This window comes from Limosilactobacillus balticus, assembly GCF_014145615.1.
Classification (GTDB): Bacteria; Bacillota; Bacilli; order Lactobacillales; family Lactobacillaceae; genus Limosilactobacillus; species Limosilactobacillus balticus.
This window is the reverse complement of record NZ_JACIVH010000063.1, coordinates 46,484-60,470: the sequence shown is the minus strand read 5'-3', so window position 1 is coordinate 60,470 and position 13,987 is coordinate 46,484. Positions and strand designations below refer to the sequence as shown.

8 protein-coding genes are annotated in these 13,987 nt (G+C 38.6%); all 8 read left to right on the top strand.

The window, feature by feature from the left end:
* Nucleotides 1-2,789: mucin-binding protein (locus tag H5S10_RS04565; RefSeq protein ID WP_267905334.1), on the top strand; the 2,789-nt coding region annotated here is incomplete at its 5' end.
* Nucleotides 2,790-4,319: 1,530 nt separating this feature from the next.
* Complete coding sequence (serS, locus tag H5S10_RS04560; protein WP_182588887.1) at nucleotides 4,320-5,627, top strand: serine--tRNA ligase; 1,308 nt, start codon at nucleotides 4,320-4,322, stop codon at nucleotides 5,625-5,627.
* Between the two features lie 266 nt (nucleotides 5,628-5,893).
* Nucleotides 5,894-7,357 carry an ABC transporter substrate-binding protein/permease gene (locus tag H5S10_RS04555; RefSeq protein ID WP_182588886.1) on the top strand — a complete coding sequence of 488 codons (1,464 nt, stop codon included), beginning with the start codon at nucleotides 5,894-5,896 and terminating at the stop codon, nucleotides 7,355-7,357.
* 1 nt (nucleotide 7,358) lies between these two features.
* Nucleotides 7,359-8,102: an amino acid ABC transporter ATP-binding protein gene (locus H5S10_RS04550; protein ID WP_182588885.1), complete on the top strand. Its 744-nt coding sequence runs from the start codon at nucleotides 7,359-7,361 to the stop codon at nucleotides 8,100-8,102.
* Between the two features lie 303 nt (nucleotides 8,103-8,405).
* Nucleotides 8,406-9,755 carry an amino acid permease gene (locus H5S10_RS04545; protein WP_182587293.1) on the top strand — a complete coding sequence of 450 codons (1,350 nt, stop codon included), beginning with the start codon at nucleotides 8,406-8,408 and terminating at the stop codon, nucleotides 9,753-9,755.
* A gap of 957 nt (nucleotides 9,756-10,712) precedes the next feature.
* Complete coding sequence (locus H5S10_RS04540) at nucleotides 10,713-11,918, top strand: NupC/NupG family nucleoside CNT transporter (protein ID WP_035153464.1); 1,206 nt, start codon at nucleotides 10,713-10,715, stop codon at nucleotides 11,916-11,918.
* Between the two features lie 81 nt (nucleotides 11,919-11,999).
* Nucleotides 12,000-12,908 (top strand): ribonucleoside hydrolase RihC, encoded by a 909-nt coding sequence (gene rihC / locus H5S10_RS04535; RefSeq protein ID WP_182587294.1) that lies wholly within the window; start codon nucleotides 12,000-12,002, stop codon nucleotides 12,906-12,908.
* 102 nt (nucleotides 12,909-13,010) lie between these two features.
* Complete coding sequence (locus H5S10_RS04530; protein ID WP_182588884.1) at nucleotides 13,011-13,895, top strand: 3-hydroxyacyl-CoA dehydrogenase; 885 nt, start codon at nucleotides 13,011-13,013, stop codon at nucleotides 13,893-13,895.
* Nucleotides 13,896-13,987 lie beyond the last annotated feature (92 nt).

Below are 13,987 nucleotides of genomic sequence, written 5' to 3'. Positions count from 1 at the left end.
TGGTTGATGTTGTAAATGGCCAAATTGTTACTGAAAATGGTCAGGTTAAACAAGGTCACTTAACTTGGACAGCTGATGGATCTACTAAGGATGAAGCAACCTTGAATGGCTATCCTGCTCCAAGTCTGGATGGCTACCATGTTGATGCGTTTTCTGCTATGTCCGCGGGCCAAAATGTCACTGCAGATAATGTGTCTGATGATGGAGCTGTTAAGAACATTACCGTCACTAATAACAGTAATAATATTGATGTAACTGTTGACTTAGTAAGTAATGGGACGAAGATTGTTGACCAACAAAATATTCCAGGATCACAAACTGTTAAGTTCGTCGATGAAAATGGTAATGAGTTAGCCAAGGCGGTTGTTGATCATACTGACTTTACTTACTCAGGTAACGTTATTGATACCCAAACTGGTAAAGTAATCACACAAGGTAAGTGGAACCAAGAAAGCTACCAATTTGGTAACGTTAAAGTGCCAGTAATTAAGGGTTATGTAGCAGATACGGCAACAGCTGGTGGCTTGCTTGCAAAAATTACAGATCCAAATGTTACCCAAACAGTTATCTACCATCAAGTTGGTAAGATTATTCCGGTCGACCCGAGTGGGAAGCCAATTCCTAATGTACCTCAACCGCCATATACTAATGATCCAAATAATCCAACTAAGGTGACACCAAATGAACCAGTTCCTGATATTCCGGGTTATGTTCCAAGCGTGCCAACTGTTACCCCGAACGACCCAACTAAAAATACGACCGTAATTTACAATAATACCGAAACCGCGATTGTAAATTACGTTGATCAAAGCGAAAACGATAAGTTGATTACGACTTCGGGGGACTTAACTGGTCCATCCGGTACTAAGATCGACTACAGTACTGCAGCTACAATCAAGCAATTGGAAGACCAAGGTTATGTCTTTGTAAGCAGTAATTATCCCGCAGACGCAACCTTTGATGATGACATGGGCAAGACTCAGGTTTACACAGTTGTGATGAAACACGGAACAACGACTTACAATCCAGAAAAGCCGGCAACTCCTGGCGAACCGATTAATCCTAGCTATCCCGATGGTCCAAAGGTAACTAAAGAGGACGTTGATTATAGCAAAGATGTTAAGTTTACCATTAACTATGAAGGTGCTGGTACAAAGAACCCACAACCAAATGTTCAAAACGCGCAATGGACACGGTCGATTACAGTTGACAACATTACAGGTAAAATCATTAGTACAACGGAATGGGAACCTAACAAGACAACTTATGACAGTGTTAAAACTCCAGTTGTAGAAGGCTACCATGCTGATAAGGCGGAAGTAAGTGGACCAACTGTAACGATGACGGACGAAACAGCTACTGTTACGTACACGCCGAATGGTCACATTATTCCAGTTGACAAGAACGGAACACCAATTCCAGATGTTGATCATCCACAATACCCGACTAATCCAAATGATCCAACTGGAGTAACACCAAACGAACCAGTTCCAGAGATTCCGGGCTATACTCCGGAAGTTCCAACTGTTACACCAGAAAATCCAGGGACTGATACTGATGTTCCATATACTAGGAATCCGATAAAACCACAACCAACAGAGGAGCAAACTGCGATTGTAAATTATGTTGATCAAAGTGAAAATGATAAATTGATTACAACTTCTGGTCAATTGAAAGGGATTAGTGGCACAAAGATTGACTACAGTACTGCGGCCACAATCAAACAATTGGAAAATCAAGGCTATGTCTTTGTAAGTAGTAATTATCCCAATGATGCAACCTTTGATGATGTCTCAGATACTACACAAGTCTTTACAGTTGTAATGAAACACGGCTATGCACCAGTTGGTCCTAATAATCCACATGAACCGGGGACACCAGTAAATCCTGATGAACCAAACGGACCAAAATGGCCAGCAAAGGATAACTACACTAAGAACTACACTCTGACAATTCATTACAGTGGTGCAGGAGCTAAAACACCGGCTAATAATGTCCAAACCTCAACTTGGACGCGGACGGTTACCGTTGATCGGGTAACTGGTGCAATTATTCCAGATGGTCAATTTACAACTGCTTGGACACCAAATGAAGAACATTATAAAGAAGTGAATGTTCCGGTAGTTAAGGGCTATGTTGCGGATAAGGCTGTTGCTGGTGGACAAAAGACTGTTCAAGAGAATATTACTGAAAATGTAACTTATACTAAGGTCGGTAATATCGTTCCGGTTACGCCAGACGATAATCCAATTCCGGGTGTTCCAGAAGTGCCATACACTAATGACCCGAATAATCCAACGAAGGTCATTCCAAATGAGCCTGTACCAAATATTCCGGGTTATATTCCTGAAGAATCGACTGTTACTCCAACGAGACCAATTCAAGACACCCCTGTGGTTTACACGAAGCCAACACCAGTTACCCCTACTACTCCGACAACGCCAAGTAAACCGGAAACACCAGTAACTCCTAAACCAACTCAACCAGTAGCCCCTGAATTGAAACCAACATTACTAGGAGGGCAGAAGGATGTTGCCAAGTCAACTCCTGTCATGCCACAAGCTGTTTCAGAAAATAATACGGTTACGACATCAAATGCTGAAAAAAAGGCAGTGCCACCAGTTGTTACGAGTGAATCTGTTTCTAATGAAGAATCACGACAAGGTGAGGACACATTACCACAAACAGGAAATAGTCATAACAATATGAGTGAGATTCTTGGCCTTGCTGCTCTTGGCTTAACTGGTATTCTGGTTGGTGGTGCCACAAAACGTAGACGAAAGAACTAATGCTTCTTAAATGAATTATTGATAACTGAATGATAATCAAATGATAAAAGCAAATTGATTGTTGCTAGCACATATGATTAAATCGTCATTTATTATAGTAGATTATTGAAAAAAACAAATTATAAAATTGCCATCAAACGTTGGCGAGACAACAAAAGTTAATGGCTGGTCTATAATGAATGGTATTTTCCACTGATAAATGAGTTGAAAAAAACTTCTAAGAGAGTAGAATGAAAATTGAAAGCTATTAGTAAATATTCGCTTAGAAGATCATACAACTAATAATTAGCTTCGTTATCAATCGCTTAATAATTGAGTTGATTAGAAAGTTGCTTGATCTTTGATGAGACAGCCAGTTTTACCACCTGTTTAATGCAGGATTGGTTGCAACTTGCCAACAGGTGACGACGTTCATCTGGACGACGACCACAGATGAAACGCAACCTGGTAGTGATCAGGACAGATCGCTACTTATCTCGATGAGTTTTCACCTTTTACTTATATTTCAAGTAATTTATTGCATAACTTAATATGGCTCTATGAGATAGTGACAAGTATGTGCCAGTTGGTTTAGGACAAGTTCCTTATAAACTGGCGGATATAGGCTATTATAGTTGATTCATTACAGGCGACCCCCCGATACCTTGATGTATTTAACCGTAATAGTGGTTGTCGCTTAACTGGACAGTGGTAACAGTTAAGTTATTGATATTAGCAACGATTTTTGTGCATTGTTTGTTGCAACCACTACTCCCTAATAGGTATAAGGCCTATAGTCTTATATAGTAGGTATCATAGAAAGTCTGAATACTTGTTTAGATCGATATGGCAAACGGTAGACTGATAATGCTTATAAGAAGAAACCCCCGAATACTTTACTTTAGGCATGAGTAGCAATATCTCCCCCAGATAACTTAAAAGCCTTATTGTCTTCGCCAACAGCAATAAGCAGATAATAGTTTAGTTTTATCGCATTAAGTATATATGCTACTGAGAAGTTTTTTTACTGTTCATGACAATTGTGCTAAACAATGATTCAACAGTACACATAATACTAGTGATACCTCAAAAAGTCGGCACAGAATTACAACAGTATGGTAAATGTGCTAGCCTACTGTAATGTAAGTCGCTTGGTGGTAGGTTTTAAATGTTGAATGGTGGACTTATCACCAAAGTTAGTTGTGCGTAAACTAACCAAAAAAGGATTTTCAGAAGTGAAAATCCTTTTTTGTTTTAAATAAAAATTCAATTGATAAATTAGAAAAAGTGTAATAAGATAATTGCAGAATAGAAAACACGAATGCATTTCAAGTAGGCTGTTCAGAGAAGCAGCGGGTGGTGAAAGCTGTCAGCCGAAACTCCGGTGCAAAAATATGTGGGCAGGTAATTCTGCACGGATAGTAGCCGTTATCTACTTCGAAGGGTGACTAAAGATAGTCAAACTTGGGTGGTACCGCGGAACTAGAGCCATTTCGTCCCAAAATATAAGGGATGGAATGGCTCTTTTTTATATAATTAGGAGGAAATACGATGTTAGATATTAAAAAGATTCGTCAAGAACCTGATTTTTATAAGGAAAAGTTAGCTACGCGTGGTGTAAAACCAGAAGAAATCGATGAAGTTATTGCGCTAGATAAAAAGCGGCGGGAATTGCTCCAACAAACTGAAACAATGAAGGCGCAACGTAATGAAGCATCTAAGAAGATCGGGAAAGCTAAACGGAATGGTGAATCTGCCGATGCAGCCATTAAGGAAACTCGTGAACTTGGTGATAAGATCAAGGAATTAGATGCTGAAGTTGAAGCAAATGATGCTGAACTCCATGATAAGATGGCTCATCTTCCGAATGTTCCGCATGATGGTGTTCCAGTTAGTTTAACGGAAGACGGTGCCGTTGAATTACGGAAAGTCGGTAAGGTTCGGGACTTTGATTTTGAACCTAAGCATCACTGGGATATCGGTGAAAACCTTGGTATTTTAGACTTTGATCGCGCTGGTAAGGTTTCTGGTGCACGTTTTGTCTACTACTTAGGTCTTGGTGCTCAGCTTGAACGGGCAGTTTACAACTTCATGCTTGATGAACACATGAAGGAAGGATATACCGAAGTCTTACCACCATATATTGTTAATGCTGATTCAATGTACGGTACTGGTCAATTCCCTAAGTTCAAAGAAGGAGTTTACCAGGTTAACGGTGAGGATATGACTTTGATCCCAACAGCTGAAGTTCCATTGACTAATTACTACCGTGGCGAAGTTATCCCAACTGAAGAATTACCAGTTTACGTGACTGCTTTAACACCATCATTTCGTTCTGAAGCGGGAGCAGCGGGTCGTGATACCCGTGGATTGATCCGGATGCACCAATTCAACAAGGTAGAAATGGTTAAGTACACTAAGCCAGAAAACTCATGGGATGAACTTGAAAAGATGACTGCTAATGCTGAAAACATCTTGAAGAAGTTAAACTTGCCATACCATGTTATTACCTTAACTACTGGTGATATGAGCTTTACCGCATCTGAAACACATGATCTTGAATTGTGGATGCCAGCACAAAATAAGTATCGTGAAGTTTCGAGTTGTTCAAACTGCTTGGACTTCCAAGCTCGCCGGATGCATACCCAATACCGGGATGAAAATGGTAAGTTACAGTATGTTCACACACTTAACGGTTCTGGCTTAGCCGTTGGTCGGACAGTTGCAGCTATCCTAGAAAATTACCAAAATGCTGATGGATCTGTAACGATTCCAGAAGTATTGGTACCATACATGCATGGTGTTACTAAGATTACTAAGGAAAATGCAGTTCCTTTCCGTAATAAGGTTAACAAATAAGAATAGAGGATTATTTCTTAATGAAGAAGTTCAAATTGTTGAATCTGAGCTTCTTTTTTTGATTAAAAAAATCTAAGAAAAATTGGGGATAACTAAAAGGAACTTAATAAAATTAACTTTTTACTGGCTGTTATCTTTATAAATTCTTGTTTAAAACGCTGACATCTTAGATAAACACAAACTTTAATGAAGAATATTTATTTTATTTTCTAGCGATGATAAAGTAGTATCAACGTTAAAATTTGATTAAAAAGGAGTCGGTGCAGATGCATAGCAGCAAGATAAAAAATATGATCATCACCATTGTTGCAGTTCTTGGAATTGTAGTGGGGTGGCAAATGGTCGAACCTCAGCGGGTATCTGCCGCCGAACCTACATACACGTTTGCAACTAACAACACCTTTGAACCATTTGAAATTCAAGATAGTAAAGGGGGTTACTCAGGAAAGAATCCTGGGATCGAAATTGAAATGCTTAAGAAAATTGCTAAGCATGAGCATTTTAAGTATGAATTGAAGCCGATGAGCTTTAATGGTGACCTTCAAGCTCTTGAATCTGGACAGGTCGATGCTGTAATTGCAGGAATGAGTGTTACAGATGAGCGAAAGGAAAAATATGACTTCTCAACGGCCTACTATACTAGTGGGGTTGTGATGGCTGTTGCAAAAGATAGCGATATTAAGTCGATGAGCCAATTAAAAGGCAAAACAGTTTCTGCTAAGTCAGGAACAAGCGCGGCATTATTTTTGAAGAATAACCAAAAGAAGTACGGTTACAAAATTCGCTACTTTGATTCTTCAAATACGATGTGGAACGATGTGAAGACTGGGAACACAGCAGCTACTTTTGATGATGGCCCTGTTCTTGAATACGGAATTAAGGAAGGTGTCCCGCTTAAGGTTGTGACAAAGAAGCCAATTGATGCGCAACCAGTTGCCGTTGGATACCAAAAGGGCAAGAACTTAGAATTACAGAAAAAGATGAATGATGGGATTAAGTGGCTAAAAGATACTGGCCAAATGGATCAAATCATTGATAAATATACTAAGAGTGACAAAACGACGAAGGACAGTGCGACTGATAGGACAATTTTAGGACTAATTCGTGCCAATTATCCAGCTTTGCTTCGTGGGTTATGGATGACAATTGAATTAACCGTTGTTGGCATTATTTTTGCAATGATCTTTGGAGTAATTCTAGGGGTATTGGGTATTGTGCAAAATAAATTTGCGAATGCTGTTTCTAGTACCTTAATTTATATATTCCGTGGTATCCCAATGATTGTTTTAGCATTCTTCATTTACATGGGAATTCCCAATGTTATTGGCCATAAAGTACCACTTTTCTTAGCCGGAATTTTAACTTTGACCTTTGATGAGGGGGCTTATATTGGTGCCATTGTTAAAGGTGGATTTGAATCTGTTAATATTGGGCAGTGGGAAGCAGCGCGAAGTTTAGGGTTGCCATACAGTAAAGCTCTGATTAAGGTTATTGCTCCCCAAGGGTTTAAGTTAATGATTCCTTCGTTAGTTAACCAGTTTATTATTACCTTGAAAGACACCTCAATCCTTTCCGCAATTGGTGTAATGGAACTTACACAAACTGGGACTGTTATTATTTCTCAGAATATGGAAGGTTTTAAGATGTGGTTAATCATTGGGACGATGTATATCATCATCATTACCCTGTTGACTTGGTTATCAAACTACGTACAAAAGAGGATGGGTTAATATGGATAAAAACTATAAAGTACAAGTAAAGAATCTGCACAAAAGTTATGGAAGTAATGAGGTGCTGAAAGGTATTAGCTTGGACGTAAAACCCAATGAGGTGGTTTGCATGATTGGGCCATCTGGATCAGGTAAAAGTACCTTTCTTCGTTGCATTAATAAACTTGAAGAGCCAAATAGTGGCCATATTTATATTGATGGCTACGATATTGCTGATCCGCAAGTAAATATTAACAAGGTTCGGGAAAATATCGGGATGGTTTTTCAGCACTTTAATCTCTTTCCAAATATGAATGTTTTGGAGAATATCACTTTGGCGCCTGTGCAACTTGGAAAGACGACCAAAGAAGAGGCGAAAAAGGACGCTATGCACTATCTTGATTTAGTTGGGCTAGCTGATAAAGCAGGAGCGGATCCGACAAAGCTATCTGGCGGTCAAAAACAGCGGGTAGCGATCGCCCGTGCCCTTGCAATGAAGCCGGATGTAATGCTCTTTGATGAACCAACGAGCGCTTTGGATCCTGAAATGGTAGGGGATGTTTTGGAAGTAATGAAACGGTTAGCGCAAGAGGGGATGACCATGATCGTGGTAACTCATGAAATGGGGTTCGCTAAGCAAGTTGCTGATCGAGTAGTTTTCTTCCATAATGGTGATATTCGTGAACAAGGTACCCCAGAAGAGATTTTTGATAATCCACAACATCCAGATACGAGGAATTTCTTGGATAAAGTATTAAATATTTAATTATCAACTGACTTTTAGTAATTTAAATTTGACAAAGTTAGGATAATCATTATAATAATGAGTAACTTCTAATAATTGGTTGACAGAGAATCCAGTATTTGCTGAAAGCTGGATCCAATTAAATGGCATGAGCGTTTAAAATGGAGTGGTTTCCTTATCAACCGAGAGGTAGTTTACGAAAGTGAGCTATAAAGATGGGTGGAACCGCGTTAAAAAACGTCCCTGGTATTGATTACCAGAGACGTTTTTATTTGTTTAAGAAAACGTTTTTGTTATTAACTAAATTTTTTAAGGAGGCATATTATGGACGAAAAACAACAACAGAAGTTAGAACGATCGCTTAAAAGTCGTCACGTGACGATGATTGCTATTGGTGGGGCTATTGGGACCGGTCTTTTTCTTGGATCAGGAACAGCTATTCACCAAGCAGGTCCATCAATCATTCTTTCATACCTGATCGTCGGTATCTTTTGCTTCTTTATGATGCGGGCGTTAGGGGAACTTATTTTAGCTGATACTTCAAAACATTCATTTATTGATTCGGTTAAGGAATACCTTGGTGACCGAATGGAATTTGTCGCCGGCTGGATGTACTGGGCATGTTGGCTAACATTAGCAATGGCTGATCTTACTGCAACTGGTATTTACTTGAAATATTGGTTTCCTAATTTACCACAATGGGTTGGGCCGTTAATTATTGTTATTTTATTAATGTTAGTAAACATGGTAAACGTTGGGCTATTTGGTGAACTAGAAAGTTGGTTCTCAATGATTAAGGTAATCGCAATTTTAGCCTTGATAGCAGTAGGAATTGTCTTGCTTGTAATGCATGGCCATGTTGAAAGCCGACCAGTAACACTTTCAAACTTAGTTAATCAAGGGGGCTTTTTCCCTACCGGTCCAATGGGCTTCTTGATGTCTTTCCAAATGGTAGTCTTTGCCTTTGTTGGAATTGAAATGGTAGGATTAACAGCCGGAGAAACTAAGAATCCAGATAAAGATATTCCTAAGGCAATTAATACCTTACCAGTTCGGATTGGTTTGTTCTATATCGGATCAATGATTGCCATGATGTCAATTTACCCATGGTTCCAGATTAAGACTACTTCTAGTCCATTTGTTCAAGTGTTCGCGGCAATTGGAGTTCCGGGAGCAGCTGCGATTCTAAACTTTGTGGTTTTAACCGCTGCAATGTCTGCAACAAACAGTGCGATCTTTAGTACTAGTCGTTCCCTCTACTCATTAGCTCGAAGTGGAAACGCACCAAAACGTTTTGGTGAATTAAGTGCGAAGGCAGTGCCTAATCATGCGTTAACTTTTTCTTCATTGATTCTGTTTATTACGGTTATCTTGAATTACATTATGCCGGCAGGAATATTCGATGTGATTGCGGGGATTTCAACAATTACCTTTATCTTTACGTGGATCATTATTTTGGTTGCCCACATTAAGTTCCGGCAGCAGAATCCAAAGGGAGTTGCGAACTTTAAGATGCCAGGATATCCAATTACTAGTTGGTTAACAATTATTTTCTTCTTGGCAGTTCTAGTAATTCTACTCTTCATTGATTCAACACGAATTCCATTAATCCTTTCAATCGTCATTTTTGCGTTGCTGGCTTATGGTTATGGATTTTTGAAGAAGAAAAATTAAAAACTTGGCAGAGGCTCAAAAAATTTGAGTCTCTTTTCTTTTGCATTTGACAATTATTAGTTTAAGAGAATGGTAAAAAGTAATAGAAAAGATAGTTTTGTTTAATAATTAAAGGAGACATAAATCCCGACGTGACGCGGTTTTGTTGTCTTTTGATAGGGGAGGGATTATACTGAAAGTGTGGAAAGATAGAAGGCCGAATTTAACAAACATCTTCTCATAATAAAACTACTTTGAAGTACGTTAATTAGACTTTTTGCATGAAAATACCAACACCCCACTCCACATGAAACGCTTTAGTTTCCGTAAAAAAGTATGTTAGCTAAAAGTAAATAGTGGCCATATCTACAACGAACCTATAATGATAAGCTTAAGTTCCTCGTATTAAGCAGATAGATAAGTTACCAAAAATTAAAATAATAATACTCGGCCTTTCTTCCCACTTCTTCATGGTTGAGAAGCCCGGAATGTTATTTCGATAAACGTCCCGGGCTTCTGCCAGTTTAAACTCTAAAGATTTTATATTATTTCCTGGGAAATAGCTAACTTAGTGAAACTGTAAATTAATTCTCCTAATAGCTGAACATTTGCTCAACTGATATTAATTGAGTATAATAGAAAAACCTTGGCAGGGGCGACGGAAAGATGCATAGCAAAGACTATCTGCTACGTGTATCTTTCCGTTTCTTTTTACTAACATATGATAACGTTTTCATAAGTTCTGGAAAAACTTTGTGAAATTTCAAAAAGTTGAAAAGTTAATAAAATGAGTGAATTGTAAAATTATAATTTAAAAAATAATAAAAATTCACAAATTGTCTACAAAACAGCGCTTTACAGGAAGCAAATTTAAAGATATTCTTAAGTAGTTAACTCGCCACAATTGCAATTATATTATCTTAATTTGGAACGGTTGTTAACGAATATTCTATTTAAGGAGGGTACACAGCCATGTCTATGTATCTTATTATCAACATTATTGGGTTGATTGTCTTTCTTGGAATTGGATGGCTTTTCTCCAAGAACCGAAAGGAAATCAACTGGAAGACTGTAGGAATCATGGTAGTCTTGAACTTACTTTTAGCATGGTTCCTAGTAAGTTCAGCAGCTGGTCGTGCTGGGGTTAAAGCGGCCGCTGATGGTTTTGCTTGGATTGTTAATGTATCTGCAAAAGGAACTGTGTTTGCATTAGGTGATTGGTACACACCAAAGAACCTTAACTTCATTTGTTCTGCATTGATGCCAATTCTTATGATTGTTCCATTGTTCGATATCTTAAACTACATTGGTGTATTACCATGGATTATTAAGTGGATCGGACGTGGACTTTCATTCATTACTGGTGAACCTAAGTTTGAATCATTCTTTGCTGTAGAAATGATGTTCTTAGGTAACACTGAAGTCTTAGCTGTTTCTGGTATGCAATTACGTGCCATGAACAAGGAACGTAACTTGACTATTGCCATGATGTCAATGTCTTGTGTTACTGCTTCAATTCTTGGTGCATATATTGAAATGATGCCAGGACAATATATTCTGACTGCTGTTCCAATTAATATTATTAACTCATTGATTGCTGTAAGTATGTTAAACCCTGTTAAGGTTCCAGCTGAAGACGACACCATCGAAAAGGTTGGTGCTGAAGTTGACTCTGATAAGCGTGAACCATTCTTCAGTTTCTTGGGCGACTCAATTTTAGGTGCTGGTAAGTTAATCCTTATCATCATTGCTAACGTTGTTGCCTTCGTTGCTTTGGCAGCCTTGATCGATGCTATCTTAGCATTGTTCTGGAAGGACCTTTCACTTGAAAGTATCTTAGGTGTTATTATGTTCCCATTCTCATGGTTACTTGGTTTACCTGTTCACCAAGCATGGATGCTTTCTCAAGATATGGGTATGAAGTTGATTACTAACGAATTCGTTGTTATGGGTAAGGTTACTGGTGAAATCAACAGTTACGCACCTCACTTGCGAGCTGTCTTGACTGTCTTCGTAACTTCATTTGCTAACTTCGGTACTTTAGGTATGATTATTGGTGCCTTCAAGGGATTAGTTGACAAAGAAAACAACGATTACATTGCTTCAAACATTGGTTATTTAATGCTTTCTGGTATTTTAGTTTCATTATTATCAGCCGCATTTGTTGGCCTCTTTGTTTGGTAGAAATGGAAAAGCAGCTGAGAAGGCTGCTTTTTTCAACATTAAATCAGAAAACGCTTGCACAATAAAAAGGAGACAAAAATTATGACTACAAAGATTATTATGGATACTGACCCAGGTATTGATGACGCAGCAGCTTTAACGATGGCTATTAATGATCCATCATTAGACCTAAAATTAGTTACAACAGTTGCCGGTAATGTTACTGCTGATAAAACAACTGCTAACGCCTTGAAGATTATTCACTTCTTCGGTAAGGATATTCCGGTTGCAGCAGGTGCCAAGCAACCATTGATTAAGCCTTTTGAAGATGCTGCCCGAATTCATGGTGAATCAGGAATGCCGGGTTATGATTTCGGTGATGACTATGGCAAGCCTCTTGATAAGACTGCAGTTGAAGCACTTCATGATGCCATCATGGCCGAAGATGAAGTTATCCTGGTTCCAACTGGTTCATACACTAATATTGCATTACTCTTTAGCGAATACCCAGAAGTAAAGAGTCACATTAAGCAAATTGTTGCGATGGGTGGTTCGTTCTCCGGTGGTAACATGACCAGTGCTGCCGAATTTAATGTCTTTACCGACCCAGATGCTGCTAAAATTATGTACAACGCAGGTGTTCCAATTGTAACTGTTGGATTGGATGTTACTCTAAAGGCTCTCTTAACCGCTGATACAATTGAAAAACTTGGTAGCCTTAATAAGACTGGTGAAATGTTACATGGATTAATCACGCACTACAATGACGGTAGTGATCAAGGGCGTCCAATGCACGATGTTAATACTATCTTCTACCTTCTTCACCCAGAAGCATTTACTACAAAGGATATGTGGGTTGATATTCAAACAGATGGTCCAGCAATTGGTGCTACTGTTGGTGATATTCGCGCTGCTTACCATGATGGCAAGACCAACGCAAAAGTTTGCTTAGACATTGATGCTGAATACTTCAATAAGTGGTTCTTAGAAGAAGTAAGCAAAATGAAATAAGATACTAGGAGCTGGAAGCTTGCTTGCGGCTCTTTTTATTACTTTCTAGTGTAAGCGCTTTACGATATAATGGCAGTAGTTAAAGTAAGGAGGAAATACGAAATGAAAAATATTATGATTGCTGGCGCTGGTGTATTAGGTAGTCAGATTGCATACCAAACGGCTTTATCGGGCTTTAATGTCAGTGTATATAATCACCATATTGATACCGCTGAACGACGGATTAAGGCGCTAAAAAGTGATTATGAACGTGACTTACATTTGACAGATAAGGAATTTCAACAAGGCCTTGATAACATTAAAGTAATTACTGATGATATTGCAACAGCGGTTAAAGATGCTGATTTAATGATTGAAGCATTACCAGAATCGTTAGAGTTAAAAGAGCGGTTTTACGAGAAGATTTCAGAATTAACTCCGGAAAAAACAATCTTTGCTAGCAATTCCTCTACATTCATCCCTAGCCAACTAGCTCCTTATACTGATCGACCAGAAAAATTTCTTAATATGCACTTTGCCAACCAAATTTGGAAATTTAATGTAGTTGAAATTATGGGCACCTCCCAAACGAGTCAAGAGGTGATTGAAGAAGCTACAAAGTTTGCTCGGGAAATAAAGATGGTTCCTATTATCCTTAATAAGGAACAACATGGTTATATTCTGAATTCGCTTTTGATTCCGTTACTTGCATCTGGCCTTAGCTTATGGGCTAAAGGAGTTGCTGATCCAGCGATGATTGATAAGGATTGGATGATTTCGACAGGTGCACCAATGGGACCATTTGGTATTTTAGATATGGTTGGTTTACGGACAGCAGCGCAAATTGAACGGAATGCTTATGCTCAGACTAAGGATGAAAGTCATAAGGAAATTGCCGATAAAATGGAACAGATGATTCAAGAAGGGCACGAAGGAAAAGAATCAGGACAAGGATTTTATAATTATCCTTATCCAGTCTTCATGGATCCAGACTTTCTGAAGCATTAGATCAAATATTGAAAACATTAGGAAAGGGATCAAGATAGAAGTCGCTCGTGACTGCTATCTTGATCCCTTATTTTACGCTCCAATTTTCACGT